The sequence below is a fragment of the Stenotrophomonas sp. YJH_SMC_29 genome (assembly GCF_059371235.1).
Genome location: NZ_JCAFUK010000001.1, coordinates 270,559 through 296,276, shown reverse-complemented (window position 1 = coordinate 296,276; position 25,718 = coordinate 270,559). Strand labels below are relative to the sequence as shown.

General features: G+C 68.8%; 22 protein-coding genes and 1 tRNA gene. 13 read left to right on the top strand and 10 right to left on the bottom strand.

Annotated elements, in window-relative coordinates; translation table 11 throughout:
- Nucleotides 1–11: 11 nt before the first annotated feature.
- Nucleotides 12–854, bottom strand: coding sequence for a bifunctional transcriptional activator/DNA repair enzyme AdaA (locus tag AC5P9I_RS01345; RefSeq protein ID WP_064238917.1), 843 nt, complete (start codon nucleotides 852–854; stop codon nucleotides 12–14).
- Between the two features lie 132 nt (nucleotides 855–986).
- On the opposite strand from AC5P9I_RS01345, the gene AC5P9I_RS01340 reads away from it, so the two are divergent.
- Nucleotides 987–1,748, top strand: a complete 762-nt coding sequence (locus AC5P9I_RS01340) for an SDR family oxidoreductase (RefSeq protein WP_049466738.1) — start codon at nucleotides 987–989, stop codon at nucleotides 1,746–1,748.
- Nucleotides 1,749–1,754: 6 nt separating this feature from the next.
- Here AC5P9I_RS01340 and AC5P9I_RS01335 read toward each other — a convergent pair whose 3' ends face one another.
- Nucleotides 1,755–2,240 carry a hypothetical protein gene (locus AC5P9I_RS01335; RefSeq protein ID WP_049466740.1) on the bottom strand — a complete coding sequence of 162 codons (486 nt, stop codon included), beginning with the start codon at nucleotides 2,238–2,240 and terminating at the stop codon, nucleotides 1,755–1,757.
- Nucleotides 2,241–2,398: 158 nt separating this feature from the next.
- Here AC5P9I_RS01335 and AC5P9I_RS01330 point away from each other — a divergent pair, with 158 nt between their 5' ends.
- On the top strand, nucleotides 2,399–2,569 hold the full coding sequence (locus tag AC5P9I_RS01330; protein WP_176422007.1) for a hypothetical protein: 171 nt from the start codon (nucleotides 2,399–2,401) through the stop codon (nucleotides 2,567–2,569).
- A 60-nt stretch (nucleotides 2,570–2,629) separates the two neighbouring features.
- Here the strand turns inward: AC5P9I_RS01330 and AC5P9I_RS01325 are convergent.
- A tRNA-Ala gene (locus tag AC5P9I_RS01325) sits at nucleotides 2,630–2,705 on the bottom strand.
- A gap of 232 nt (nucleotides 2,706–2,937) precedes the next feature.
- Between AC5P9I_RS01325 and AC5P9I_RS01320 the strand changes: the two genes are divergently transcribed.
- Nucleotides 2,938–5,268, top strand: a complete 2,331-nt coding sequence (locus tag AC5P9I_RS01320; RefSeq protein ID WP_049466742.1) for a TonB-dependent receptor — start codon at nucleotides 2,938–2,940, stop codon at nucleotides 5,266–5,268.
- 131 nt (nucleotides 5,269–5,399) lie between these two features.
- Here the strand turns inward: AC5P9I_RS01320 and rnd are convergent, their stop codons facing one another.
- Nucleotides 5,400–6,479, bottom strand: coding sequence for a ribonuclease D (gene rnd / locus AC5P9I_RS01315; protein ID WP_049466743.1), 1,080 nt, complete (start codon nucleotides 6,477–6,479; stop codon nucleotides 5,400–5,402).
- An 84-nt stretch (nucleotides 6,480–6,563) separates the two neighbouring features.
- Here rnd and AC5P9I_RS01310 point away from each other — a divergent pair, with 84 nt between their 5' ends.
- Together AC5P9I_RS01310 and AC5P9I_RS01305 are read left to right on the top strand one after the other, a co-directional pair.
- Nucleotides 6,564–8,456: a formylglycine-generating enzyme family protein gene (locus tag AC5P9I_RS01310; protein WP_130767865.1), complete on the top strand. Its 1,893-nt coding sequence runs from the start codon at nucleotides 6,564–6,566 to the stop codon at nucleotides 8,454–8,456.
- Between the two features lie 88 nt (nucleotides 8,457–8,544).
- Nucleotides 8,545–9,441 (top strand): M48 family metallopeptidase, encoded by an 897-nt coding sequence (locus AC5P9I_RS01305; RefSeq protein ID WP_049466747.1) that lies wholly within the window; start codon nucleotides 8,545–8,547, stop codon nucleotides 9,439–9,441.
- 313 nt (nucleotides 9,442–9,754) lie between these two features.
- Here the strand turns inward: AC5P9I_RS01305 and xseA are convergent, their stop codons facing one another.
- Together xseA and queG are read right to left on the bottom strand one after the other, a co-directional pair.
- Nucleotides 9,755–11,086, bottom strand: coding sequence for an exodeoxyribonuclease VII large subunit (xseA, locus tag AC5P9I_RS01300; RefSeq protein ID WP_049466769.1), 1,332 nt, complete (start codon nucleotides 11,084–11,086; stop codon nucleotides 9,755–9,757).
- A 44-nt stretch (nucleotides 11,087–11,130) separates the two neighbouring features.
- Complete coding sequence (queG, locus tag AC5P9I_RS01295; protein ID WP_049466748.1) at nucleotides 11,131–12,201, bottom strand: tRNA epoxyqueuosine(34) reductase QueG; 1,071 nt, start codon at nucleotides 12,199–12,201, stop codon at nucleotides 11,131–11,133.
- Between the two features lie 23 nt (nucleotides 12,202–12,224).
- Between queG and AC5P9I_RS01290 the strand changes: the two genes are divergently transcribed.
- The 6 genes from AC5P9I_RS01290 (at nucleotide 12,225) to AC5P9I_RS01265 (ending at nucleotide 19,825) form a co-directional block, all read left to right on the top strand.
- Nucleotides 12,225–13,709 (top strand): NAD(P)H-hydrate dehydratase, encoded by a 1,485-nt coding sequence (locus AC5P9I_RS01290; RefSeq protein WP_130767866.1) that lies wholly within the window; start codon nucleotides 12,225–12,227, stop codon nucleotides 13,707–13,709.
- On the top strand, nucleotides 13,706–14,188 hold the full coding sequence (tsaE, locus tag AC5P9I_RS01285; protein WP_049466752.1) for a tRNA (adenosine(37)-N6)-threonylcarbamoyltransferase complex ATPase subunit type 1 TsaE: 483 nt from the start codon (nucleotides 13,706–13,708) through the stop codon (nucleotides 14,186–14,188). The genes AC5P9I_RS01290 and tsaE overlap by 4 nt, the downstream gene beginning before the upstream one ends.
- Before the next feature lie 82 nt (nucleotides 14,189–14,270).
- Nucleotides 14,271–15,854, top strand: coding sequence for an N-acetylmuramoyl-L-alanine amidase (locus AC5P9I_RS01280; RefSeq protein ID WP_049466754.1), 1,584 nt, complete (start codon nucleotides 14,271–14,273; stop codon nucleotides 15,852–15,854).
- A gap of 151 nt (nucleotides 15,855–16,005) precedes the next feature.
- A complete protein-coding gene (gene mutL / locus AC5P9I_RS01275; protein ID WP_049466756.1) occupies nucleotides 16,006–17,919 on the top strand; it encodes a DNA mismatch repair endonuclease MutL in 1,914 nt (637 codons plus the stop codon).
- A gap of 11 nt (nucleotides 17,920–17,930) precedes the next feature.
- Nucleotides 17,931–18,860, top strand: a complete 930-nt coding sequence (locus tag AC5P9I_RS01270) for a DUF1684 domain-containing protein (RefSeq protein ID WP_049466758.1) — start codon at nucleotides 17,931–17,933, stop codon at nucleotides 18,858–18,860.
- 2 nt (nucleotides 18,861–18,862) lie between these two features.
- On the top strand, nucleotides 18,863–19,825 hold the full coding sequence (locus AC5P9I_RS01265) for a TraB/GumN family protein (RefSeq protein ID WP_049466760.1): 963 nt from the start codon (nucleotides 18,863–18,865) through the stop codon (nucleotides 19,823–19,825).
- A gap of 74 nt (nucleotides 19,826–19,899) precedes the next feature.
- On the opposite strand, the gene phaR is transcribed toward AC5P9I_RS01265, so the two are convergent.
- From phaR to gluQRS, 3 genes are all read right to left on the bottom strand, one after another.
- On the bottom strand, nucleotides 19,900–20,427 hold the full coding sequence (gene phaR / locus AC5P9I_RS01260) for a polyhydroxyalkanoate synthesis repressor PhaR (RefSeq protein ID WP_049466761.1): 528 nt from the start codon (nucleotides 20,425–20,427) through the stop codon (nucleotides 19,900–19,902).
- Between the two features lie 184 nt (nucleotides 20,428–20,611).
- A complete protein-coding gene (locus tag AC5P9I_RS01255; protein WP_049466763.1) occupies nucleotides 20,612–21,352 on the bottom strand; it encodes a beta-ketoacyl-ACP reductase in 741 nt (246 codons plus the stop codon).
- Between the two features lie 17 nt (nucleotides 21,353–21,369).
- Nucleotides 21,370–22,305, bottom strand: coding sequence for a tRNA glutamyl-Q(34) synthetase GluQRS (gene gluQRS / locus AC5P9I_RS01250; RefSeq protein ID WP_049466765.1), 936 nt, complete (start codon nucleotides 22,303–22,305; stop codon nucleotides 21,370–21,372).
- Nucleotides 22,306–22,398: 93 nt separating this feature from the next.
- Between gluQRS and htpX the strand changes: the two genes are divergently transcribed.
- A complete protein-coding gene (htpX, locus tag AC5P9I_RS01245; RefSeq protein WP_049466767.1) occupies nucleotides 22,399–23,265 on the top strand; it encodes a protease HtpX in 867 nt (288 codons plus the stop codon).
- A 671-nt stretch (nucleotides 23,266–23,936) separates the two neighbouring features.
- Here the strand turns inward: htpX and AC5P9I_RS01240 are convergent.
- Nucleotides 23,937–24,764 (bottom strand): inositol monophosphatase family protein, encoded by an 828-nt coding sequence (locus AC5P9I_RS01240; RefSeq protein WP_049468091.1) that lies wholly within the window; start codon nucleotides 24,762–24,764, stop codon nucleotides 23,937–23,939.
- Nucleotides 24,765–24,884: 120 nt separating this feature from the next.
- Here AC5P9I_RS01240 and AC5P9I_RS01235 point away from each other — a divergent pair, with 120 nt between their 5' ends.
- Nucleotides 24,885–25,655 carry an RNA methyltransferase gene (locus AC5P9I_RS01235; protein WP_049468094.1) on the top strand — a complete coding sequence of 257 codons (771 nt, stop codon included), beginning with the start codon at nucleotides 24,885–24,887 and terminating at the stop codon, nucleotides 25,653–25,655.
- Nucleotides 25,656–25,718 lie beyond the last annotated feature (63 nt).

Genomic DNA, 25,718 nt, shown 5'->3' with positions numbered 1-25,718 from the left:
GCCGGGTCGTGTCAGCCGTGTGCCGCGTTTTCCCGGCGCAGCAGTTCGCGCTTGCGTGCCACGCCCCAGGCGTAGCCGGACAGGTCGCCGTCGCGCCGGACCACGCGGTGGCAGGGCACCGCCACCGCCAATGGATTGCTCGCGCATGCGCGGGCCACGGCGCGGCTCGAGCGGGGCGCGCCGATGCGCGCTGCGATATCGGCATACGAGGCGGTCTGTCCTCGCGGAATCTGCTGCAGTGCCTGCCATACCCGCTGCTGGAAGGCGGTGCCGCGGATATCCAGCGGCAGTGTGGCGCCTCGCGAGGGATCCTCGACCAGGCCTACCACCTGTGCCACCAGCTGCTCATAGCCCCGGTCGGCGCCGACCAGTTCGGCCTGGCGGAAGCGTTGCTGCAGCGACTGCAGCAGCGTCTCCGGATCGTCGCCGAGCAGGATCGCGACCACGCCGGTGGCACTACTGGCCACCAGCACGCTGCCCAGCGAACTCTCGGCAAGCGCGAAGTGGATGACTTCGCCGCGACCACCGGCACGCCATTGCTTCGGTGTCATGCCCAGCAGCCGCGGCGCGTTTTCGTAGAAGCGCCCGCTGGAACCGAAGCCGGCATCGTGGAAGGCATCGGTGATGCGTTCATGCTGCTCAAGCCCGCTGCGCAGGCGATCGGCGCGCAGCGCGGCGGCGTACTGCTTCGGGGTCAACCCGGTGGCCTGCTTGAACAGGCGATGCAGCCGGGTCGGGCTGCAGCCGGCGATGTCGGCCAGTTCCTGCAGCGAGGGCTCGTCAAGGCTGGCCTGCAGGTGGCGGCAGACCCGTTCGACACGGGCATCCAGGGCGGGGGTGGAGGTACTGTCCATGGCCGGATTCTGGCACGTGCCGGTTCCGCGGAAACTCCGTTTCCTGCACCCCTCTGCCTGGCCCTGAAACGGAGTGTTGGCCGGCCACAGGCGCGGCATCGTGGTGGCCACTTCACACCCGGTACCACGACCATGCGGCTGAACAACAAGATCGCCCTCATCACCGGTGCCAGCGCCGGCATTGGCCGCGCCAGTGCGCTGCGCTTCGCTGCCGAAGGCGCGAAACTGGTGCTCAACGCGCGGCGGCTGCAACCGCTGCAGGAACTGGCCGAGCAGATCCGTGCCGCCGGCGGCGAGGTCGTGGTGCATGCCGCCGACGTGGCCGAGCCGGGCACGGCACAGGCGCTGGTCGATCTGGCCCGGCAGTCATTCGGAGGCCTGGACATCGCGCTCAACAACGCCGGCATGCTCGGTCCCGGCGCACCGGCGGCGGAGTTCCCGGTAGAGGCCTGGCGCGACGTGATGGCGACCAATCTCGATGCCGCTTTCCACGCGGCACGCGCGCAGTTGCCGGCATTGCTGGCACGTGGCGGCGGCTCGCTGGTGTTTGTCGGCACCTTTGTTGGCCATACCGTGGGCTTCCCGGGCATGGCGGCCTATGCGTCGAGCAAGGCCGGGCTGATCGGCCTGAGCCAGGTGATCGCGGCCGAATACGGGCCGCAGGGCGTGCGCAGCAACGTGCTGCTGCCCGGCGGTACCGATACCGAAATGGGCCGGCAGGCCGCACCGACCGGCGATGCCCGCGACTTCGTGCGCTCGCTGCACGCACTGAAGCGCATGGCCGAGCCGGAGGAGATCGCCAACGCGGCGCTGTTCCTGGCCAGCGATGAAAGCAGTTTCGTTACCGGTACCGCGATGCGCGTGGAGGGCGGGGTGTCGATCACCCGTACCTGAGCGGCGTCACGAGCGTGGCGCGTAGCGGATTCCGCTGCTGGCCATGAAGCCCTTCGGATCGAAACGGGCCCAGGCTTCGCCCCAGTCGAACCGGGCGCGGCCACCTGCCAGTTTGCGCCCCAGTGCCGTGGCCAAGGTGCGGCGCATGAAAGCGACTTCGGCATCGATCGCGGCCTGGGTCGGCCAGCCGTCTTCCCGTGTCGCACCCGGTAGATCGACACCGATCGCCACCATGTCGAGCTGTTGCCCGTGGAAGCACAGGCTGATGCCAGCGGGTGCACCGCCCAGGCTGAGCCGGTGCAGGCTCAGCCAGTGATAACCGGTGCCGACATCGCGCTCCCCTCGCACCAGCGCGGTGAAGGCGACGCTCGCTTCATCGCGGGACAGGATGGGGCCGATCAGCGTCGGCAGATTGCCGAGCTGAATGCTGCCGTCGGTTGCATCAAGGCGCATCGGCAACGCGTGGGCTGCGTGCTGGGCGGGGGAGGGCATGGCATACCGATGAGCGTGGTGCCCCGGATTCTGGCTGCGCGGGGCGGTGGCGGCAAGCCGCTCCTCCACACGATGTTGGCACGGGACTGACCTGCGGCTCACCCGGCAACCTCTAGCGTGGTGGCAACGTTGGCCTGCTGCCGGCGAGGGAATTTTCGATGAACGAGCAACGCAAGGATCAGGACCCGAAGCAGGGCATCCAGGAAAGCCGCCAGGACAGGAAGCAGGACGATGTGGCCAAGCAGCGGCCGGGGCAGCGCGATCAACAGGTGCGCGACGCGCACTCGCGTGGCCCGCAACGCAAGGATGGAGACCAGGATCCGGCCTGAGCCGGAGCGCTGAAAAGAAAAAACCCGCAGATCGAGACGATCTGCGGGTCTTCTTATGAGTGGTGGAGCCAAGGAGGATCGAACTCCTGACCTCGTCATTGCGAACGACGCGCTCTCCCAGCTGAGCTATGGCCCCACGGCAGGGCTTCAGTGTAGCCAACTGGCTGCGCCTTGCCAAGCCGACCCGGGATGTGCCTGGCGACGTGGCGTGAGCACGCGCAACTGTGCCGAAACCGTCCGGTTTGCCGGGCCCGGATGCCGCGCAACGAAATCGTAACAATTTGGGGGATAATGGCCGCTTGCGCAGTTTTCCTCCTCTTTGCCGCCCGGCTCGCGCAGGCCGCACGGACGCCTCCTCAGAGCATTCCATGCCCTCCCATTCCGATTCCCGCCGCCCGTCGGGTCTGTCGTCTTCCTTCGTTTCCTTCCGCCGCCATCCGCTGGCCCTGGCCTGTGCCGGCCTGGCCCTGGTCGGCAGCTTCGGTGCCGCCGCGCAGGACAGCGCGCCGACCCCGACCGGCCTGGACACGATCACCGTCACCGCCGAACACCGCGAGCAGAACCTGCAGGAAGTGCCGGTTTCGGTCGGCGTGGTGCAGGGCGAGCGCATGCGCGACTTCACCGCTGGCGGCGACGACACCCTGCTGGCGCTGTCCGGCCGCGTGCCGAGCCTGTATGCGGAAACCACCACCGGCCGCATCTTCCCGCGCTTCTACATCCGTGGCCTGGGCAACATCGACTTCTACCTGGGTGCCTCGCAGCCGGTGTCGATCATCCAGGACGATGTGGTGCTGGAGCACGTGGTGCTGAAGTCCAACCCGGTCTATGACGTGGACCAGGTGGAAGTGCTGCGCGGCCCGCAGGGTTCGTTGTTCGGCCGCAACACCACCGCCGGCATCGTCAAGTTCGACACGCTGAAGCCGACGCAGGACTACACCGGCCGCGTCAGCGCCAGCTACGCGACCTACAACAGCGTGTCGATCGACGGCGGCTTCGGCGGCCCGATCAACGACATCGCCTCGTTCCGCGTGTCGGCGCTGTACCAGCACCGCGACGACTACGTCGACAACACCTACAAGGGCCCGAGCGCCGACGGCACGGTCAGCCCGAAGAAGAACGCCATGGGCGGCTTCGATGACCGCAACGTGCGTGCGCAGCTGCTGCTGACCCCGAGCGACCAGTTCTCGATCCTGGCCTCGGCCCATGCCCGTGACTACGAAGGCACCTCGACCCTGTTCCTGCGCGGCGCGCTGACCAAGGGCTCGAACAAGACCGACGTGCCGCGCGACCAGGTCGCCTACGACGAAGCCGACAACAACCCGCAGGCCTACAAGACCTATGGCGGTTCGGTGAAGGCACGCTACGACTTCGGTGCGATCGACTTCACCTCGATCACCGCCTATGAGACCACCTCCGGCTACAGCCGTGGCGACACCGACGGCGGCGCTGCGGTGAACTTCCCGGTCAACGGCGTGCCGAACGGCTACGGCCAGTCGATGGGCCGCATCCGCGACCTGGACCAGTGGACCCAGGAATTCCGCCTGGCCAGCCATGACGACAGCGCGCTGCAGTGGCAGGCCGGTGCGTTCTACTTCAACGGCAGCGACACTACCGACTTCTATCAGCGCGCCTGGTTCCTGAAGGGTGCCGCGCGCAATCCGAACAACTGGGTGCGCCTGCGCAACAAGAACACCTCCTGGGCCGGTTTCGGCCAGCTGAGTTACGCCTTCACCGACAAGTTCACCGTTACCGCCGGCCTGCGCCAGACCAGGGACGAGAAGCACACCCGCCTGCTAAAGACGGCTGACACTGCCGCCGGCGTGGTCACCTACAAGGGCCGCACCGACGTCAGGATGTCCGACACCACCCCGAGCTGGGATCTGAGCGCGATGTATCAGATCACCCCGGATGTGAGCGTCTACGCCAAGGTCGCGCGCGGCTTCCGTGGCCCGACCATCCAGGGCCGTTCGGCGGTGTTCAATGCCGATTTCACCACCGCCGATTCCGAGACCATCCTGTCCTGGGAAGCGGGCGTGAAGAGCAGCCTGTGGGACAACCGCCTGCGCCTGAACGCGACCGCGTTCACCTACACCGTCAATGACATCCAGCTCAACGGCAACGATTCGGACGGCAATGGCGTGCTGTTCAACGCCGACAAGGCCAAGGCCTACGGTTTCGAAGCGGACATGGAACTGCGCCCGATCCCGAACCTGACCCTGAGCGCCGGCCTGAGCCTGCTGCACAGCGAGATCAAGGACAAGCGCGTCTACGCGCAGGTCTGCGGCCTCAACGGCCAGGTGGTGTGCACGGTGAATGACCCGACCATCAAGGTCGGTGCCAACACCTTCGCGCAGATCGACGGCAACCCGCTGCCGAATGCGCCGAAGTACAACGTCAACCTGGCCGCCCGCTATGACGTCCCGGTCAGCGACGCGGGCACCCTGTTCGTGTCCACCGACTGGAACAAGCAGGGCTACACCAGCTTCGTGCTGTACGACAGCAAGGAGTTCAACTCCAAGGGTGACTTCGAGGGTGGCCTGAAGATCGGCTATTCGGGCAACTATGGTGCCTACGAAGTGGCGCTGTTCGCGCGCAACATCACCAATGAGAAGAACCTCAAGGGTGTGATCGAGAACTACATGGCCGCGGTCTACAACGAACCGCGCACCGTCGGTGTCTCGTTGAACATGAACTGGTAAGGCGTTGCCGCGAGGGTGGGCGGTCCCACCCTCGCACTGCTGGAGTGCGCAGGGCGGCGCGGTGATCCGGGCCGCCCTTTTTGTTGCGTTCGACGGCGGCGGGAATGCAATCCGGCGCCGCGCCCGCTGCTTCAGCGTGCCGGCAGCAGCGCCTGCAGCTGCGCTTCCAGCTCCTGCTGGCGCCAGCCGGCCAACGCGGCCGGCCATTGGCGGCGCTCCAGGTAGCTTTCCAGATGCTTGCGCGAGGCCAGCACGCCATCCGGCAGGCCCAGCTCGCGGCTGCGCTCGGCAACGGCGTCCTGCAGCTTCTTCAATGCCTGCTTGTTGCTGTCGTTGGCCGGCAGCGCCAGCGGAGCCTCGGCCTCATCGGCCAGCGGCGTGTCCAGCGCCTGCCACACGGCGCCCGCCAGCTTGCGCGGCGCTTTCGGGAACTGTTCGAACAGCGCGGCCAGCGCAGCGGCATCGGCCGGTGGCGTGCGTGCCAGCGTGGCGGCCAGTTCGTTGTCCAGGATCCAGCTGCGCGGTCGGTCGCTGCTGCGTGCCTGCACATCACGCCAGCGCAGCAGACGCAGCAGGCGGCGCTGCGCAGCGGCATCAAGGAACTGCGCTGAGCGCATCGCCAGGTGTGGCCAGCGGTCCTCGTCGTTGGCGACGCTGGCCAGCAGGCGCTCGCCGTCGTCGTACAGCCACTGCTGGCGGCCCAGCGCCTGCAGCTTGGCGTCGATGGCGTCGTGCAGCGCGAACAGGTGCTCGACATCGTCGGCGGCGTACTGCAACTGCGATTCCGAGAGCGGACGGCGCATCCAGTCCGAGCGGGTTTCGCCCTTGGCCAACGCCACGCCGGTGATTTCCGCCACCAGCTTCTGGTAGCCCATGCCGCCCCCGATGCCGGCCAGCGCGGCACCGATCTGGGTGTCGAACAACGGTCGCGGCAACACGCCGCACGCCCACTTGAAGGCGACCAGGTCTTCGCTGGCGCTGTGCATCACCTTGACGATCGATTCATCGGCCAGCCAGGGCGCCAGCGCCTCGGTCATGCCGGGAATCAGCGGGTCGATCAGCAGGATGTCCTGCCCGACCGCCATCTGCACCAGTGCCAACTGCGGCCAGAAGGTGCGTTCACGGATGAATTCGGTATCCAGGCCGATGCGGGCCGGGCGCTGCTGGAAATACGCATCCAGCTCGGCGGGGGTGGTGATCCAGGTTGCCACGGGTCAGGGCCTACTACTCGGGTTTGCTCAGGCAGGGGAGAATAGCCTAACGTCGGTGCGCATCCGTGCCGAAGGAGACCCTGCTTGCGTTTTCCGCTGTCGTCCGTGCTGTGCACCGCCCTGGCCGTGGTCCTGGCCGGCTGCACGCCATCGCCCTCGGCGACCCCGGAGCCGGGGCCGGTGGCTGGCAAAGACGCGCGGCAGCAGGAAGGTCCGCAGGCGGACGCGACCCCGGGGAACGGGCAGGGCAGCGTCACCATTGCCGGTGAGGATGCCGCCGAGGATGTGCAGCAGTGGACGCCTCCCCGGGTGGACCGGCAGGGCCGCAGTCTTTCCCAGCTGCGGCGTGCGGCCGAACAGGCGTTTGCCAAGGACCACCTTTACGAGGACGCCGATGCCGCCATTCCGTTGTGGCTGGCGGTCCAGCAGGAAGATCCGGACGACCGCCAGGCCCGGCTGGGCCTGCAACGTGCCCGCCAGCGGCTGCAGAAACAGGCCGATGCGCTGCTGGTGCGGCCGCTGAAGCAGCGTGAAGCGCTGGCCGAGGCCAGCCGCCAGGCGCTGGTGCTGCTGACCCTGGCGCCGAAGGACGAGCAGGTGCGTGCGCTGCAGGCCCGGGTTGAGCGCGCCCAGCGCGTGGTCGCCTACAACCGCGCCGGCGAGGAGGACCTGCGTTCGGGGCGCATCGGCGAGGACGGTGACGGTGCGATCGGCAACTTCCGCGAGGCGTTGGCGCTGGGTGAACACAACAGCCGGGCACGGCAGGGCCTTGCGGCGGCCGAGAGTGGCCTGATCCGCCGTGCCGAGGAGGCGGCGCGCGTGCGCGATTTCGCCAGCGCGGGGACGTGGTTGGCCGAGGCCAGCAAGGTCCGCGATTCGTCACCGACCATCGCCGACGCGTTCGAGCGCATCGAACAGATCCGCGCGGCGGCGCTGCTGCAACTGCGCGACGATGGCCTGCGCGACCTGGCGACGCCGCAGGGCCTGAAGCCGGCGCGCGAGAAGCTGGCCGAGGCCCTGCGCATCGCCCTGCCGGGTGATGCGGTGGTGGCCCAGCTGCGCGAACGCATCGACCTGGCCACCCACTACGGCAGCTTCCGCCCCAGGCAGGTGTTCAGCGACGCCATGCGCGATGGCGGGCGCGGGCCGCAGATGGTGGTGGTGCCGCACGGTGGCTTCCAGATGGGCGCGGGCGATACCGAGCCGGGCGCGAGCGATGCCGAGCGGCCCTCGCATTACGTGCGCTTCGATCGTGGCTTTGCGATGGCGATCACCGAGATCACGGTCAGTGATTTCGAGCGCTACGTGAAGGCGTCCAATGCGCGCCCGCGCGCGACCCGGCGCGGCCATTCGGTGGTCTATGACGAACGCAGCGGCAACTTCATCCGTCGCAGCGGGGTGGACTGGCGTTCGGACTATGACGGTGGCCGCGCATTGGGAAACTCGCCTGTGATGCATGTGAGCGTACGTGATGCCGAAAACTACGCGGCGTGGCTGTCCGAGCAGACCGGCCGCAGCTACCGGCTGCCCAGCGAAGCCGAATTCGAGTATGCGCTGCGCGCCGGCAGCAGTGGCCGCTATCCATGGGGCGACGCCGGCACGCCGCCGCCCGGCGCTGGCAACTTCACCGGCAGCAAGGATGTCTCGCCCTCGGGGCGGCACTGGCACAACGCCTTCGTCGGCTATGGCGACGGCTGGTGGGGGCCCGCGCCGGTGGCCAGTTTCCAGGCCAATGCCTTCGGCCTGCACGACATGGCCGGCAATCTCAGCGAGTGGGTGGCCGACTGCTGGCATGCCAGCTACCGGCGTGCACCGTCCGATGGTGTCGCCTGGTTCAACCCGGGCTGCCGGTCGCGGGTGATCCGGGGCGGCAACTGGGCCAACGCGCCCGAGCAGACCCGTGCGGCGTGGCGGCAGTCCCAGGATTCGGACACCACCAGCGCGCGCATCGGTTTCCGCCTGGTGCGGGGCATCTGAGCGGCACCGGGCTTCACCCGCTGCTGGCGCCCGCGCACTAAGATTGCGCCGTGCCCGCCGGCCGGCGGGGCCTGCTGGACGACCCCTGATGCGCAATGATCCCTTTTCCCGCTCGCCCCAAGGCCCGCAGCGTCGCGGCCTGTTCGGCAACATCCGCTGGTGGGTGCTGCTGCTGGCGGCCGGCTATGCGGTGTTCTACTGGTTCTCCAACCGCACGGTCGATCCCTACACCGGCGAGAAGGTGATGATCGACAGCAGCCTGGACGCCCGCCAGGAGACTGCGCTGGGCTTGCAGGCGTACCAGCAGATCCTCTCGGAGGAGCCGCCGATGGACCCCAATGCGCCGATCGCGCGCGATGTGCGCGACATCGCCCAGCGCCTGATTGCCAAGGTCGATGTGGTGGAGACCGCACTGGCGCAGGAGCACGGCGTCGAGCCGGCGCATTTCGCACGTGACTTCCAGTGGGAGGTCAACGTGATTCCCTCCGAACAGGCCAATGCGTTCTGCCTGCCCGGCGGCAAGATGGCGGTCTATACCGGGCTGGTGCCGGTGGCGCGCACGCGCGACGCGATGGCGGTGGTGATGGGCCACGAGATCGCCCACGCGCTGCTGCGTCACGGTGCGCAGCGCATGGCGCAGCAGAAGCTGACCCAGATCGGCCAGGTGGCCGGCGCCGCCAGCGGCATGGATGCGCAGCAGCAACAGATGATGATGTCGGCGATGGGCTACGGCTACCTGCTGCCCTATGCGCGCAGCCACGAGACCCAGGCCGACGAAGTGGGGCTGATGCTGGCCGCAGCGGCGTGCTTCGATCCCCGCGAGGCGGTGCCGCTGTGGCAGCGCATGGGCCAGGCCAGTGGCGGCCAGTCGCCGCCGGAGTTCGCCTCCACCCATCCCAATCCGGGCACCCGCATCCAGAACCTGCAGGCGCTGATGCCGAAGGCGCTCGAGTACCGGCAGAAGTTCTGCGAGCAGGCAAAGTAGGGTGTGTTGTCCCCGCGGTAGGTAGTGCCGGCCGCTGGCCGGCAACAGCAACAGCAACAGCAGAAGCGGGTTTCGACAGTGTGCTGCGGTCTGCCGGAATGCTCCTGGGGTCAGAGCCGTTTTCCCTGGGAAAACGGCTCTGACCCCGAATTGATTCGCGATCTGACAGATTTCATCCACGCATGGCGTGGATCTACCGACCGTCCCGCCAAGCCATCAGCAATCCAGAGCCGCTTTGGCTGTTGCTGTTGAGGCTGCCGGCCAGCGGCCGGCACCACCGCGGGTGCAGGGCGCGGCCCTGCCGAACCCCCCTCTACTTGACCTGCACGTCGATCACGCCGTCGCCGACGCGGGCCTGCAGCGCGTCACCGGGCCGCACCTGATCGACCTGGCGTACCAGCGTGCCATCGTCGCTGCGGGTCAGGATGCTGTAGCCGCGGGCCACGGTGGCCAGCGGGCTGACCGCTTCCAGCGAGCGGGCCAGCCCGCGCAGGCGCAGCGCGTCACGTTCCAGCCGCCGCTGCAGGGCTGCCTGCGGCCGCCCACGCAGGGCGGCCAGGCGACGCTGCATCGCGTCCAGCTGGCGCTGCGGATGATGCCCACGCAGTACCGCAGACGCGTGACGCAGGCGCGCGGCACGGCGCTCCTGCTGCTGGTTGAACGCGGCATGCAGGCGCCGGCCCAGATCCAGCTGGCGGCGGCGCAGCAGATCCAGCCGCGCCTGCGGGCTCTGGGCATTCAGGCGCAGCAGGGCGCGATCGGTGCGCTGCATGGCCTGCTGCATCGCATGCCGTTGCAGCTGCACCATGCGCGCGGCCGTGCGGCGCAGGCGCAGCGCCAGTTCGCGCTGGTCCGGGACCAGCAGCTCGGCCGCCACCGATGGCGTCGGTGCGCGCAGGTCGGCGGCGAAGTCGCTGAGGCTGAAGTCGGTCTCGTGGCCCACCGCCGATACCACCGGCGTGCGGCTGGCGGCGATCGCACGGGCCAGGGCTTCGTCATTGAACGCCCACAGGTCTTCCAGCGAACCGCCGCCGCGGGTCAACAGGATCACGTCATAGCGGCCACTGGCGTCGGCAGCCTGCAACAGCCGGGTGATCTGCGCCGCGGCGCTGCTGCCCTGCACCAGGGTCGGCAGCAGGTCGACCTCCAACATCGGGAAGCGGCGGCCGAGCACGCTCAGCACGTCGCGCACGGCGGCGCCGGTGGGCGAGGTGATCACGGCCAGGCGCTGCACGTGCGCCGGCAGCGGGCGCTTGCGTGCCGGGTCGAACAGGCCTTCGGCTTCCAGGCGTGCCTTCAGCTCTTCGAACGCGCGGCGCAGCGCACCTTCGCCGGCTTCCTCCATGTGGTCCAGCACCATCTGGTACTCGCCACGCGCGTCGTACAGGGTCACCTTGCCGCGCACCAGCACGCGCATGCCTTCGCGCGGCACGAACTTCAGGTACTGCGCCTTCATCCGGAACATTGCCGCGCGCAGCTGCGCGCGCGCGTCCTTCAGGGTGAAATACAGATGCCCGGAGGCAGGACGCGCCACGCTGCCCAGTTCGGCCTCGACCCAGATCGCCGGGAAGCTGCCTTCCAGCAGGTCGCGCGCCAGGGTGTTGAGCTGGCTGGGGGTGAAGATGTCGTTGTTGCGTGGCTGCATGGGAACGGCGTGCTGCAGGTGGAACGGGGCTTCAGGATCGCACGTCAGCGCACCGTGTGCTGGTCCAGCGCCCATTGCACGTGTTCGCGCACCAGCGGCGAGGGATCATCGACGCGGGTGTGCAATGCGGCCAGCGCTTCGGCCGAGGACGGTGCATTGCCCAGCGCCACGGCGATGTTGCGCAGCCAGCGCTCATGGCCGCTGCGCCGGATCGGGCTGCCTTCGGTGCGGCGCAGGAACTCGCCTTCGTCCCAGGCGAACAGCTGGTCCAGCCGCGCGCTATCGAGGTTGTTGCGCGCGCGGAAATCGGCTTCGTCGGTGCGCTTGGCGAACTTGTTCCAGGGGCACACCAGCTGGCAGTCGTCGCAGCCGTAGATGCGGTTGCCGATCAACGGCCGCATGTCTTCGGGGATGGCGCCGTCGTGTTCGATGGTCAGGTAGGAAATGCAGCGCCGCGCGTCCAGCCGCTGCGGGCCGGTGATGGCCTGGGTGGGGCAGACATCGATGCAGCGCGTGCAGGTGCCGCAGTGCGCGGTGGCCGGCGTGTCGATCGGCAACGGGATGTCGATGTAGATCTCGCCGATGAAGAACCAGGAACCGCCATGGCGGTCGATCAGGCAGGTGTGTTTGCCGATCCAGCCGAGACCGGCGTTGCGGGCCAGCGCGCGCTCCAGCACGGGGGCCGAATCGACGAACACACGGTAGCCCAGTGGCGCCACTTCGTCGTTGATCTGCGTCGCCAGCTTCTGCAGGCGGTTGCGCATCAGCTTGTGGTAGTCGCGGCCAAGGGCGTAACGCGCCACGTAGGCGCGGCCCGGGTCGGCCAGCGTCGCCCAGGCCTCGGTGTCGTCCTTGTGGCTGTAGTCCATGCCCACCGAGATCACCCGCACGGTGCCGGGCAACAGTTCGGCGGGGCGTGCGCGCAGGGTGCCGTGGCGCGCCATCCAGTCCATCGTGCCGTACAGGCCCTGGCCCAGCCAGTCGGCCAGGTGCGCTTCATCCTCGCCCAGCTCGATGCCGGCGATGCCGCAGCGCTGGAAACCATGCGCGCGGGCCAGTGCGCGGATGCGCTGCACGGCCTGGGCCGGATCGACGGGGGCGGGGGCGGGGGACATGTGCACCAGTATAAAATCCCTGCATGGCCAACCTTGCCGATCTGTTCGATTCCGCTGCCGCGCGTGCGCTCGATGCGCAGGCCTCGGCGCTGGCCGCCGAAGGCGGCTGGGACCTGATGTCACAGGCCGGCCAGGTCGCCTGGCAGTGCCTGTTGCAGCACTGGCCGCAGGCGCAGCGGATCGGCGTGGTGGTCGGTGCGGGCAACAATGGCGGCGACGGCCTTGTGCTGGCTCGCCACGCGCTGCAGGCCGGGCGCGAGGTGAGGGTGGTCGCCCTGCCGGGCAGGCCGCCATCGACTGCGCTGGCACAGCGTGCAGCCTCGGACTTCAGCGCCTCAGGCGGCTCGGTCATCGATTTCGACGGTGCGCTGCCGCAGGCCGATATCTGGGTCGATGCCCTGTTCGGGCTGGGCTTCGATCGCGCGCCAGAGGGTTCGGCGCAAGCGCTGATTGTCGCGCTCACTACGCAGGCGGCGCCGGTGCTGGCGCTGGATGTCCCCAGCGGCGTCGACGCCGACCGGGGGGCGGTGCCGGGCGTGGCGGTACGTGCGGCGCTGACCCTGCAGTTCATCGTGGCGCATCGCGGGCTGTACACCGGTGACGCGCTGGATCATTGCGGGCAGAAGCATCTGGCGCCGTTGCAGGTGCCTGCCGCCGCCTGGCAGGGCGTGGCACCCGCTGCAGAGCACTGGACGCAGGCGCGCCTGCCGGCCCTGTTGCCGCCGCGCCGTGCCAATACCCACAAGGGCGAATCCGGGCACGTGCTGTGCGTGGGCGGCAACCATGGCAGCGGCGGCGCCATCGCGATGGCGGCCGAAGCCGCGTTGCGCGCAGGTGCGGGGCTGTTGAGCCTGGGGACCCGCCGCGACCACGTGGGGCCGCTGCTGGCGCGGCTGCCCGAAGCGATGACCCATGCGCTGGAAGACAGCGATGCACTGCCGGCCTTGCTGGACAAGGCGAAGGTGGTGGCGATCGGACCCGGGCTGGGCCAGGACGAATGGGCACGCGCCCTGTTTGCGCGCGTGCTGGCCAGCCCCCGCCCCCTGGTGCTCGATGCCGACGCCCTGAACCTGCTGGCACAGGACCCGCGCGCCTTGCCCGCTGCCATTCTCACGCCGCACCCGGGGGAGGCCGCGCGGCTGCTCGGTTGCAGCACCGCCGACGTCCAGTCCGACCGCTATACCGCAGCGCAGGCGCTCGCCGAGCGCTTCCACGCGGTGGTCGTGCTGAAGGGGGCCGGCAGCATCGTGGCGGCGCCTGGCCAGAGGCCACGGTTGATTGCCGCCGGCAACCCCGGCATGGCCGTCGGTGGCATGGGCGACCTGCTCACCGGCATCATCGCCAGCCTGCGCGCCCAGGGCCTGGCAGCGTTCGATGCGGCGGCTGCGGGTGCCTTGCTGCACGCACTGGCCGGCGACAGGGCTGCCGCTGACGGTGCGCGTGGCCTGCTTCCTACTGACCTGCTGGCGCCGCTGCGGCGACTGGCCAACCCGGAACTCTCGCCATGACCGATTTCTTCCTTGCCGACAGCGATGCCACCGAACTGCTCGGGCAGTGGCTGGCGGCGACCCGCCCGCCGCAGGCGCTGGTCGAACTGCGCGGCGACCTGGGGGCCGGCAAGTCCACCACGGCCCGCGCGCTGCTGCGCGCGCTGGGCGTGCAGGGCGCCATCCGCAGCCCCACCTACACCCTGGTTGAGCGCTATCCGCTGGCCACCGGTGGCGAGGCCTGGCACCTGGACCTGTACCGCATCGGCCAGGCCGGTGAGCTGGATTTCCTCGGCCTGGACGAAGGCAGCGCGGTGCTGTGGCTGGTCGAATGGCCCGAGCGGGGCGCCGGTGCGCTGCCGCCAACCGACCTGGTGGTGGCGCTGGAGATCGAAGGAACGGGGCGTCGCGTCCATCTCACTGGAGCCAGCGACGTGGGTCGTGAATGGCTCACGCGGCTGCCCAGCGGTGGTGACTTGCAGGCCATTTCTGTCGGCTGACGAGAACAAACATCGGCAGGTTACGGATTATTAAGGAAAAAGGTGTTGCATTCCGTTCAGCGCGGTGATTGAATCCTGAGCCATGCGCCCGGGGAACCGTCTCATCGCCATCTGTGCCGCCGTCGGACTGGGTCTGGCGAGCGTCAGTGCGTGGGCGGGCGAAGTCCGCCAGGTGCTGCTGAATACCGGCGCCACCGGCACCCGCGCGGAGATCTCGCTGGTGGGCAGTGGCGGCTACAAGACCCTGTCGCTGGCCAGCCCGAACCGCCTGGTGGTCGATTTCCCCGACTCCAGCGCGATACGCAACCTGAAGATGCCGGCCGCGCAAGGCGTGGTCACGGCGGTGCGTACCGGACAGCCGGTTCCGGGGACGTTCCGTGTCGTCTTCGACCTCGCCGAATCGGTGGCCCCGTTCCGCCCGCAGATGCAGCGCGAGGGCAATGAATCCAAGCTGGTGATCGAATGGCCGGGTGATGGCCCGTCCGTGGCCGCCAGCCGCCCGGCGGCAACGCCGGCCGTGCACTCGCAGGCGCCTGCTGCGGGGGCTGCGCCCGCACCCGCTCCGGCCGCGTCCAGCCCGGTTGCCAACGCTTCGTCGCGTACCGATGCCGCGCGTGCCACCGCCCTGCTGACCGCGCAGGTCCAGCAGCAGGCCAGCGCCACGGCCGCCGCACCGGCCACGCCGACGCCGGCACCGTCCACCGCGCCGGCCCAGGTCGCTGCGGCCGGGGTCACGGCCAGCAGCAGCCCTTCGTCGTCCCCGGCGGCGATCCTCGCCGGCCAGCGCACCGCTGCGGTGGTAACCACGCCGCCGTCCACGGTTCCGGCACCGGCGCCGACGCCGGTCGAGCCGCCGCGTCCGGCCATGCCCAGCGATGCCTCGCGCATCCGCATGCAGCCGGGCATGCGCCACCTGGTGGTGGCGATCGATCCCGGTCACGGTGGCCAGGACCCGGGCGCGATCGGCCCGACCGGCAAGCGTGAGAAAGACGTCACCCTGGCGGTGGCGCGCGAACTGGCCCGGCAGGTCAACGCCACGCCGGGCCTGAAGGCCTACCTGACGCGCGACAGCGACGTGTTCATTCCGCTGCCGATGCGTGCGCAGAAGGCGCGCGCCAACAAGGCCGACATCTTCATCTCGATCCACGCCGATGCGGCCGAGAACCGATCCGCCACCGGCTCGTCGGTCTACGTGCTGTCGACCAAGGGTGCGTCTTCGCAGCGCGCCCGCTGGCTGGCCGACAAGGAAAACGCGGCCGACCTGGTCGGCGGCGTGCGCCTGCAGCAGACCGAGGGCACCCTGGCCAACGTGCTGCTGGATCTGGCGCAGAGCGGCTACATGAAGGCGTCGGAAGACGCGGCCGGTCATGTGCTGGGTGGCCTGAAGCGGATCGGCAACAACCACAAGCCGAACATCGAGCGCGCCAACTTCGCCGTGCTGCGCACGTCGGACATGCCGGCGATGCTGGTGGAAACCGCGTTCATCTCCAATCCGGATGAAGAGCGCCGCCTGATGGACCCGGCCTACCAGCGCAAGGTCGCGGGCGCCGTGCTGGATGGCGTGCACACCTTCTTCAGCCGGCAGCCGCCGCCGGGTACGCTGTATGCCGCCCGCGCCCAGGCCGAGATCGACGCGGCCGGCACCATGGCCGGCGGCAGCAAGTAACCCGCCGAAGGCGGGTTACTGCTTTCTGTAGCGTCGACTGTCAGTCGACGACGCGCGCAGCGCGGGGGCGGTGCCCGGCGAAGAGCAGTCGACTCTACATGCGCAGCCTCCGCTATCATCGACCCATGAAGTCTGCTGCCCATCACCACCCATGAGTGCGCCCGGTCCGCGTCCGATCCGGCCGTTGCCGGACATCCTGATCAACCAGATCGCCGCTGGCGAAGTGGTCGAACGGCCCGCGTCGGTGGTCAAGGAGCTGGTCGAGAACGCGATCGACGCGGGCGCCAGCCGCGTTGATATCGATCTTGAAGAGGGCGGCGTGCGCCTGATCCGCATCCGCGACAACGGCAGCGGCATCGCGCCAGAACAACTGCCGCTGGCGGTGTCGCGGCATGCCACCAGCAAGATCGCCGACCTGGACGATCTCGAATCGGTGGCCACGCTCGGCTTCCGGGGTGAAGCGCTGCCGTCGATCGCGTCGGTCAGCCGCTTCACCCTGTGCTCGCGCCGCGCGCACGACGAGCACGGCTCGGCGTTGCAGATCGAAGGCGGCAAGATCGGCGAGGTGACGCCCCGCGCGCATGCGCCGGGCACCACCGTGGAAGTGCGCGAGCTGTTCTACAACGTGCCGGCGCGGCGCAAGTTCCTGCGCGCCGAGCGCACCGAACTGGGCCATATCGAAGAGTGGCTGCGTTCGCTGGCGCTGGCGCGGCCGGATGTCGAACTGCGCGTGTCGCACAACGGCAAGGCCTCGCGCCGCTACAAACCGGGCGATCTGTATTCCGACGCGCGCCTTGCCGAAACGCTGGGCGAGGATTTCGCCAACCAGGCGGTGCGCGTGGACCACAGCGGCGCCGGCCTGCGCCTGCACGGCTGGATCGCGCAGCCGCACTATTCGCGCGCCAGCGCCGACCAGCAGTACCTGTATGTCAACGGCCGTTCGGTGCGTGACCGCAGCGTGGCCCACGCGGTGAAGATGGCCTACGGCGACGTGCTGTACCACGGCCGCCAGCCGGCCTATGTGCTGTTCCTCGAGCTGGACCCGACCCGCGTCGATGTCAACGTGCATCCGGCCAAGCACGAGGTGCGCTTCCGCGATTCGCGGCTGGTCCATGACTTCGTCTATCGCACGTTGAAGGATGCACTGGCCGATACCCGCGCTGGCATGTCGGCGCAGGAGATCGGTGCCGGTGCTGCGCAGCCGGTGGATGCCACGGCCGTGCCCACCGCATCGGGCGCCTCCGCATCGGGCGCCTCCGCTTTCGGGCTGGTGCGCGGCCCGGCACCCGGGGCTGGCTCCGGTGGAGGCGGTGGTGGCTTTTCCGGATGGCGACCGCAGCAGCCGCTGGGCCTGCAGGTGGCCGACGCGCCGGCCGCCTATGCGGCGCTGTATGCCACGCCGGCAGGCGCCGAACGTGCAGTGGCACTGCCGCCGATGCCGAGCGAGAACGGGTTGCCGGTGACCAGCGCCGACGCGGGCGTGCCGCCGCTGGGCTATGCGATCGCGCAGCTGCACGGCATCTACATCCTGGCCGAGAACGCCGAAGGCCTGATCGTGGTCGACATGCATGCGGCCCACGAACGCATCGGCTACGAGCGCCTGAAGAACGCGCACGATGGCATCGGCCTGCAGTCGCAGCCGCTGCTGGTGCCGATCACCCTGGCGGTGGGCGAGCGCGAGGCGGATACCGCCGAAAGCGAAGCCGAAACCCTGGCGGCGCTCGGCTTCGAGGTGACCCGTGCCGGCCCCGGTTCGCTGCATGTGCGCAGCATTCCGGCGCTGCTGGCGCATGCCGAACCGGAAGGGCTGCTGCGCGACGTGCTGACCGACCTGCGAGAGCATGGGCAGAGCCGCCGCGTGGCCAGTGCCCGCGACGAACTGCTGTCGACCATGGCCTGCCATGGCGCGGTGCGCGCCAACCGGCGCCTGACCGTGCCGGAAATGAACGCGCTGCTGCGCGACATGGAGATCACCGAGCGGTCCGGCCAGTGCAACCACGGCCGGCCCACCTGGGCCCGTTTTTCGCTGGCGGAGATCGACCGCTGGTTCCTGCGCGGACGTTGAGGGGAGCATCGATGCGTTATCGGGGAATGGCGGGCCTGCTGGCCGCCTGGATGTTGGCCGCCTGCAGCCCGGCGCCGCCGCCGGCGCCAGCGGTCACTGAAGATCCGGCCTACGCGGCCGCGCAGCAGCAATGGCGCGTGGCGCGCTACCAGGACCTGACCCGGCCCGATGGCTGGACGGCGCTGGTGGGCCTGCACTGGCTGCAGAACACGTCGCACTTCGTCGGCAGCGGCGCGACCAATGGCATCCGCCTGGCGGTCGGACCGGACAAGCTGGGCCTGCTGCGCCGCGAGGGCACGCAGTGGTGGTTCACGCCAGAGACCGGCGTCGACGTCAGCCATGAGGGCCAGCCGGTGCGCGGCCGCATCCGCGTCGACACCGACAAGGACGCGCAGCCGACACTGCTGGCGTTCGATGGCGGCAAGGGCCAGCTCAGCATCATCCGTCGCGGGCCGCGTGATGCGCTGCGGGTCAAGCACGCCGATGCGGCGGCGCGCCGTGATTTTGCCGGCCTGCAGTATTGGCCGGGCGGGGCGGACTGGCAGGTGCAGGCGCGCTTCATCGCGCATCCGCCGGGCAAGACGATCCCCATCGTCGACATCACCGGCTTGACCACCGAGATGCCCAACGCTGGCGCGGTCGAGTTCGAGCGCGACGGTCGCAGCTGGCGCCTGGAAGCCATCGGTGCGCCCGGGCAGCCGCTGTTCCTGATCTTCGCCGACCGCACCAGCGGCCACGGCAGTTATCCGGCCGGTCGCTACCTGGATACCGATGCACCCGCCGCCGACGGCACGCTGCGCATCGATTTCAACCATGCCTACAACCCGCCGTGCGCGTTCACCGCCTACGCCACCTGTCCGCTGGCACCGCCGAAAAACCGGCTGGACCTGCGCGTGGAAGCGGGCGAAAAGGCGTACCACCTGCCTGAAGGAGAAGGCTGACGATGCCGATCAAACACCTGTTCCGTGCCGCGCTGCTACTGGCGGCCTGCGCGGTCGCCCCCCTGGCCGCCGCCCGCGATGCCCAGGCCGCCCCCGCGGCGGCCGCGACCGCAACGGCGGCCAAGCCGCCCGTGCCGCTGTTGTGGAAAGTCACCGGCCCGGGCGATGCGCGCGTGTACCTGCTGGGGTCGTTCCACCTGCTGAAACCGCAGGACTACCCGCTGTCGCCCGATGTCGAACAGGCGTTCGAGGCCTCGCAGCGGGTGGTGTTCGAGCTGTCGCCGGAAGACATGCAGTCGCCACAGCTGGCCAGCCGCATGGTGCAGGCCGCGACCCGCACCGATGGCAGCGAGCTCAAGCGTGATCTGGATGCGGCGACCTGGCAGAAGCTGCAGGCCTTCGCTGCCCAGAACCAGTTGCCGCTGGCGCAGATGCAGGGCATGAAGCCCTGGTTCGTCGGCCTGAGCATTTCGGTCGGGCAGATGCAGAAGCTGGGCCTGGACCCGGCGCTGGGCCTGGACCGCCACTTCATGGAGCGTGCGCAGAAGACGGGCCGCAAGACGGCGGGCCTGGAGGACATCGATACCCAGATCGGCATGCTCGACGGGATGACCGTGCAGGAGCAGCGGCAGATGCTGGCCGAAGCGCTGGACCAGGCCGGCAAGGCCGATGAGCAGGCGCGGCTGCTGCATGATGCATGGCGCCGCGGCGACGAGCGCCTGCTGTGGACCAAGATGGCCGCCGAAATGCGCCAGCAGTATCCGCAGCTGTACCAGCGCATCAACACCGGGCGCAATGATGCCTGGATACCCAAGCTGCAGCCGTACCTGCAGGCCGGGCAGGGCGGTACGCTGGTGGTGGTCGGCACGCTGCACCTGCTGGGCAGTGATGGCGTGGTCGAGAAGCTGAAGGCGAAGGGCTACAAGGTCGAGCGGGTGTGTACCGCGTGCAGGGCGAAACGCTGACGCATCGTTGGCGTGGTTCCAAGCAAAACGGCGCGCCAGGGGCGCGCCGTTTTCGTTCCCGCCGGTGCTGCAGCTCAGCGGCGGGTCTTGCCGCCGGTGCCGGTGCCCGGTTCGCCGGGCTTGTTGCCGGTTCCGGTTCCGGTGCCGCCCGGGCGCGGGCCACCGAAGCCGCTGCCCATGCTGCGCTGGAATTCCTGCCACAGCTCCAGGTTGCGCTCGGTCAGCTGGTTCATCATCGCCCACGGGGTCTGGCCCAGCAGGTTGCCCATCTGCTGGCGGAACTGCTGCTGCTGGTCGAGGAAGACCTGCATGCTGCGCTCCAGGTAGTTGCCCATGAAGCCCTGCAGGGAATCGCCATAGAAGCGGATCAGCTGGCTCAGCAGCTGGGTGGACAGCATCGGTTCGCCGTCCTGCTCCTGGTCGGCGATGATCTGCAGCAGGACCGAACGGGTGAGGTCGTCGCCGCTCTTGGCGTCGCGGACTTCGAAGTCCTCGCCGTCCAGGATCAGCTGGCGCACGTCCTCGATGGTGATGTAGCTGGAGATCTCGGTGTCGTAGAGACGGCGGTTCGGATACTTCTTGATGATGCGGGTCGCAGCCATTGAAGCGGTCACTCGTCACAGTAGGTGCGCAGCATGGCGCAGTGCAGCAGCCGTTGCAACCGCCCCAGCCCCCGCCAGGCTTGGCTTTCAGGTTCGATCATGTTGCGCAGCAAGGGTTTGCGTGCTGCGCAGCATGGCCTGTGGCAGGGGCCGGCAGCAGTGGCCGCCAGGCCCCCTGCGCGGCTTACCAGCCCATGTGGTGGCCGCCGTTGATGTCCAGGTTGCTGCCGGTGATCCACGAGGCTTCGTCGGCCACCAGGAAGGACACGCCATAGGCGATTTCCTCGGGCTTGCCGAGGCGCCCGGTCGGGATGTCGGCGATGATCTTGGCGCGCACGTCCTCCGGAACCGCCATCACCATGTCGGTGGCCACGTAGCCGGGCGAAATGGTGTTGACGGTGATGCCGAAGCCGGCGTTCTCGCGGGCAAGCGAGATGGTGAAGCCGTGCATCCCGGCCTTGGCCGCCGCGTAGTTGGCCTGGCCGTACTGGCCCTTCAGGCCGTTGATCGAGCTGATCTGGATGACCCGGCCCCAGCCGCGGCGGCGCATGCCCTCGATGACCGGGCGGGTGACGTTGAACACCGAGTTGAGGTTGGTGTTGATCACATCGTGCCACTGGTCCGCGCGCATGCGGTGGAACGTGGTGTCGCGGGTGATGCCGGCGTTGTTGACCAGGATCTCGACCGGGCCCAGCTCGGCCTCGACCGCGCGCACCAGTGCTTCGGCACTGTCCGGATCGGAGACATCGCCCGGGAAGATCGCCACGTGGTAGCCGCGCTCGGTCATTGCCTGCTGCCAGGCGCGGGCCTTGGCCTCGTCGCGGTAGTTGGTGGCGACCCGGTGGCCCTGGTCGGCCAGGCGTTGGCAGATGGCGGTACCGATGCCGCCGGTTCCGCCGGTGACCAGTGCGACGCGAGATGTCATGGAGTGCTGTCCGGGTATCAGGTGGGGGAAGGGGGATTCTGCAACATCGGCGCGGAAAGTGCGCCGGCCGGCGGCAGGCCCGTTCCCATCAGGATGTCGGTGCGCGGCAGCCGCGCCGGGTCGAAACGCCGCCGGGCCGTGGCCAGCAGCGTGTCCAGGTCGTGCGCATGCTGCAGTGCTTCCGGTGCCTGGCCCAGCAGCTGCCAGAGCGCGCGCAGTACCGGCACCGGCTGTGTGCTGTCCACCGGCAGCGATGCCAGCGACTTGGACAGTTTGTGGCCGGTGGCATCGAGCAGCAGCGGCAGGTGCCAGTAGCGCGGCACCGCCAGCCCCAATGCCTGCTGCAACAGGATCTGCCGCGCTGTGGAGTCGAGCAGGTCGGCGCCGCGCACCACTTCGTTCACGCCCTGCGCGGCGTCATCGACCACCACGGCCAACTGGTAGGCCCAGCAACCGTCGGCGCGGCGCAGCACGAAATCGCCGACTTCGGCATGCACGTCCTGTCGCTGCGGGCCACGCAGGCCATCATCGAAGTGCACGACGCTGCCCGGGGGCACGCGGAAGCGGACGGCAGGGTCCGGTCGCGGTTGCCGCGCAATGCAGCGGTGATGGATGCCGCCGTTGGCGGCCAGCTCGCTGCGGCTGCAGTGGCAGATGAAGGCCAGATCGCTGGCCAGCAGTACGTCCAGCGCAGCCTGGTAGGCCTGGCCACGCGCGCTCTGCCACAGGACCGGGCCGTCGTGGGCGAGGCCGAACGCGGCCAGCGCCTGCAGTTGTGACGCGGCGGCCCCGGGCACGGTGCGCGGCGGATCGACGTCTTCGATGCGCAGCCGCCACAGGCCGCCATGATGGCGCGCGAGCAGCCAGCTGCCGAAGGCGGCGAGCAGGGATCCGGGGTGGAGCAGGCCGGTCGGTGAGGGCGCGAAACGACCGCAGGGAATGGGGGAGGTCATGCTGGCTGAATCGTCGGTCAGGTTGGCGCTTGAATTCAAGCTGACCACGCCGCAAATTGATCGGTATCGACCCCTTCCGAGCCGGATTTTCCCATGTTTACCCGCATTGCCCTGTTCCTGGCGACCAACTTCGCGGTCCTGATTCTCGCCAGCATCGTGATGTCGTTGCTCGGGGTCAATCCAAGCCAGATGAGCGGCCTGTTGGTGATGGCCGCGATCTTCGGCTTCGGTGGCTCCTTCATCTCGCTGCTGCTGTCCAAGTGGATGGCCAAGCGCTCCACCGGCGCGGTGGTGATCACCGAACCGCGCAACCCGACCGAACGCTGGCTGCTGGCCACCGTCGAGCGCCAAGCCAAGGCGGCCGGCATCGGCATGCCGGAAGTGGCGGTCTATGACGGCCCGGAGATCAACGCCTTCGCCACCGGCGCCAACCGCAACAACGCGCTGGTGGCGGTGTCCACCGGCCTGCTGCACAACATGAGCGAGGACGAGGCCGAAGCGGTCCTGGGCCACGAGATCGCCCACGTCGCCAACGGCGACATGATCACCATGGCGCTGCTGCAGGGCGTGTTGAACACCTTCGTGATCGTGCTGGCCCGCGTGGTCGGCGGCATCATCGACAGCGCGCTGTCGGGCAACCGCGAAGGCGGCGGCCGTGGCTTCGCCTACTACATCATCGTGTTCGTGCTGGAGATGGTGTTCGGTCTGTTCGCCACCATGATCTCGATGTGGTTCTCGCGCCACCGCGAGTTCCGCGCCGATGCTGGCGGTGCCTCGCTGGCCGGCCGCCAGAAGATGATCGCCGCGCTGGAGCGCCTGCAGCTGAACCACGGCCAGAGCACGCTGCCGACCCAGATCGCCGCCTTCGGCATTTCCGGTTCGACGGCCAAGAAGCTGTTCATGAGCCATCCGCCGCTGGAAGAGCGCATTGCCGCGCTGCGGGCGTCGACGGTGGCGTAAGCCTCGGCTTGCAGAGGAGTGAGAGGCGCCCGGCTCCGTGCCGGGCGTTCTTGTTTGCGCGCCCACGCATGGGTGGCGCCGGGTACGACCCGGCGAGAGTCATTTCCGCGACCGCGGAGGGGTGTCACTTTCTTTGCTCGTGCAAAGAAAGTAACCAAAGAAACACGCCGCCGGGGCGCGAGCCGACGTGCTGCGCACGCCGGTATCCTGCGCTCCTCGGTCCGTCGAGGGACGGTGCGAGAACTCGCTGCGCTCAGACACCCGCACCTCTTCGCCCTCGCCGGACCTGCGGTGCTCGGCTCGCTCAAGGCGGACCCAACGTCAAAGGCAAAAGCTGCCCCCAGTAGATCCGCGCCATGCGTGGATGCTCTTGCTGTTGATCTTGACCTTCCAGTCCGCCTTGAGCGAGCCGAGCATCGCAGGGGAATCAGGGGCGAAGAGGCGCCGGTGTTTGAGCGCAGCGAGTTCGGCGCCGTCCCCTGATTCTCCGAGAAGCACAGGGAACCGTCGCGTAGCGACGGCTCGCGGCTGGCGGAGCGTTTCTTTGGTTACTTTCTTTGCGCGCAAAGAAAGTGACACCCCTCCGCGGTCGCGGAAACGACTCTCCGTCCGCGCAAACGAAAACGGCACCCTCGCAGGTGCCGTCTCCATGAACCGCTTTACACGGAATCTCAGAACTTCGCGTCGAACTCCGCCGCGTAGCCAGTGTTCACCAGCACCTTCTGCAGCGACTCGGCCACCTTCAGGTTGCCGGCCACGATCTGGTGGGTCTCCGGACCACGGTTGTCCATGCGGCCCAGGGTCGCGCCCTTGAAGTCGCAGACCTTGCCGCCCGCCTCGCGGACCAGCAGCAGGCCGGCAGCGATGTCCCAGGCCTTCACGCCGGCTTCGAAGTAGGCGTCGGCGCGGCCGCAGGCCACGTAGGCCAGGTCCAGCGCAGCCGAGCCGGTGCGGCGGATGTCCTCGCCGTGCACCAGCAGGGCGTCGACCGCCTTCAGCTGGGCACTGGCGCGGCTGCGCTCGCGCGGGGCGAAGCCGGTGTGGATCATGGTGCCTTCCAGGTCCTTGCGCTCGGCCACGCGGATGCGGCGGTCGTTGAGCACGGCACCGGCGCCGCGGCTGGCAGTGAAAAGTTCATTGCGCAGCGGGTCGAAGATGACCGCGTCGGTCGGCTCGCCGTTCTCGACCAGCGCGATCGACACGCAGTAGTGCGGCACGCCGCGCAGGTAGTTGCTGGTGCCGTCCAGCGGGTCGATGACCCACATCTGGCGGCGCTCGCCCTGCACGCCACCTTCCTCACCGAAGATGCCGTAGTCCGGGTAGGCGCGCTTGAGTTCCTTGACGATCACCTTTTCCGCGTCCGCATCCACTTCGCTGGCGTAGTCCATCCGGCCCTTCTGCACCACGTTCAGTGCCTCGAGCTTGTTGATGTTGCGCAACAGGACGTTGCCGGCGAGGCGGGCGGCCTTGACCATGACGGTGACGGCGGGTTTCTGCATGGCGTGGGCTCCCGGAAAGGCAGAAGAGATGGACTGGCGGGGGAAAAGAGCGGGTCCGGCGCAGTGGCCGGCCGCACAGTTTACCATTGGTCATCGTCCAGCTCGACCTTTTCCCTGTTCATGTCCCAGTTTCCCGCCGCCACCCGCCTCCGATTCGTCCTGGTCGGTACCCAGCACCCCGGCAACATGGGCGCCGCCGCCCGTGCGCTGAAGACCATGGGCCTGGCCCGCCTGGTCCTGGTTGCCCCCGAAAAACCGCTGGACGAGGAGGCCTTCCGCCGCTCGGCCGGTGCCGAGGACGTGCTCGGCGACGCCCCGGTGGTGGCCACCCTGGCCGAGGCCGTGGCCGATTGCCGCCTGGTGCTGGGCTGTACCGCCCGTGCCCGCCGCGTGCAGCTGGAGGAGTACCTGCCGGCCGATGCCGCCGCCCGGGCGGTAACCAAGGCGGGCGAGGGGGCCGAGGTGGCGCTGGTGTTCGGCCGAGAGCGCACCGGGCTGACCAACGAAGAGCTGCAGCTCTGCCACGCGGCGGTGCATATCCCCTCCGACCCGGCGTTCAGCTCGCTCAATCTGGCGGCCGCGGTGCAGGTGCTGGCCTACGAAACGCGCATGCAGCTGCTGGGCGCGCAGCCGGCGGCCGGGGCCGAACCGGGCTTCCGCGAACAGGCGGCCAGCCACGAGCAGATGGAGAGCTTCTTCGCCCAGCTTGGCGACACGCTGGACGAGATCGATTTCCACAAGGGCCGGGCCCCGGAATCGGCGATGCGCAAGCTGCGCCGGCTGTTCCTGCGCAGCGAGCCGAGCGAGCAGGAAGTGCGCCTGTTGCGCGGCATCCTCGCCGACACCCAGCGCATGGCGCGACTGGCGCAGGCGGGCAACAAGGACAGCTGACGACGTTCTCATTTTTTCGGGTAGTCTGTCCGGATACCCAGGGGGGATGAAGCCTGTGTCGGG

Excerpts from the sequence above, each read along its gene's own strand:
- htpX (WP_049466767.1), top strand. The coding sequence starts at position 22,399 with ATGTTTACCCGCATTGCCCTGTTCCTGGCGACCAACTTCGCGGTCCTG.
- AC5P9I_RS01290 (WP_130767866.1), top strand. The coding sequence starts at position 12,225 with ATGGCCAACCTTGCCGATCTGTTCGATTCCGCTGCCGCGCGTGCGCTC.
- xseA (WP_049466769.1), bottom strand. The coding sequence starts at position 11,086 with ATGCAGCCACGCAACAACGACATCTTCACCCCCAGCCAGCTCAACACC.
- phaR (WP_049466761.1), bottom strand. The coding sequence starts at position 20,427 with ATGGCTGCGACCCGCATCATCAAGAAGTATCCGAACCGCCGTCTCTAC.
- tsaE (WP_049466752.1), top strand. The coding sequence starts at position 13,706 with ATGACCGATTTCTTCCTTGCCGACAGCGATGCCACCGAACTGCTCGGG.
- AC5P9I_RS01340 (WP_049466738.1), top strand. The coding sequence starts at position 987 with ATGCGGCTGAACAACAAGATCGCCCTCATCACCGGTGCCAGCGCCGGC.
- queG (WP_049466748.1), bottom strand. The coding sequence starts at position 12,201 with ATGTCCCCCGCCCCCGCCCCCGTCGATCCGGCCCAGGCCGTGCAGCGC.
- AC5P9I_RS01240 (WP_049468091.1), bottom strand. The coding sequence starts at position 24,764 with ATGCAGAAACCCGCCGTCACCGTCATGGTCAAGGCCGCCCGCCTCGCC.
- AC5P9I_RS01330 (WP_176422007.1), top strand. The coding sequence starts at position 2,399 with ATGAACGAGCAACGCAAGGATCAGGACCCGAAGCAGGGCATCCAGGAA.
- gluQRS (WP_049466765.1), bottom strand. The coding sequence starts at position 22,305 with ATGACCTCCCCCATTCCCTGCGGTCGTTTCGCGCCCTCACCGACCGGC.
- AC5P9I_RS01270 (WP_049466758.1), top strand. The coding sequence starts at position 17,931 with ATGCGTTATCGGGGAATGGCGGGCCTGCTGGCCGCCTGGATGTTGGCC.
- AC5P9I_RS01320 (WP_049466742.1), top strand. The coding sequence starts at position 2,938 with ATGCCCTCCCATTCCGATTCCCGCCGCCCGTCGGGTCTGTCGTCTTCC.
- AC5P9I_RS01345 (WP_064238917.1), bottom strand. The coding sequence starts at position 854 with ATGGACAGTACCTCCACCCCCGCCCTGGATGCCCGTGTCGAACGGGTC.
- AC5P9I_RS01235 (WP_049468094.1), top strand. The coding sequence starts at position 24,885 with ATGTCCCAGTTTCCCGCCGCCACCCGCCTCCGATTCGTCCTGGTCGGT.
- mutL (WP_049466756.1), top strand. The coding sequence starts at position 16,006 with ATGAGTGCGCCCGGTCCGCGTCCGATCCGGCCGTTGCCGGACATCCTG.
- AC5P9I_RS01265 (WP_049466760.1), top strand. The coding sequence starts at position 18,863 with ATGCCGATCAAACACCTGTTCCGTGCCGCGCTGCTACTGGCGGCCTGC.
- AC5P9I_RS01255 (WP_049466763.1), bottom strand. The coding sequence starts at position 21,352 with ATGACATCTCGCGTCGCACTGGTCACCGGCGGAACCGGCGGCATCGGT.
- AC5P9I_RS01335 (WP_049466740.1), bottom strand. The coding sequence starts at position 2,240 with ATGCCCTCCCCCGCCCAGCACGCAGCCCACGCGTTGCCGATGCGCCTT.
- AC5P9I_RS01280 (WP_049466754.1), top strand. The coding sequence starts at position 14,271 with ATGCGCCCGGGGAACCGTCTCATCGCCATCTGTGCCGCCGTCGGACTG.
- AC5P9I_RS01305 (WP_049466747.1), top strand. The coding sequence starts at position 8,545 with ATGCGCAATGATCCCTTTTCCCGCTCGCCCCAAGGCCCGCAGCGTCGC.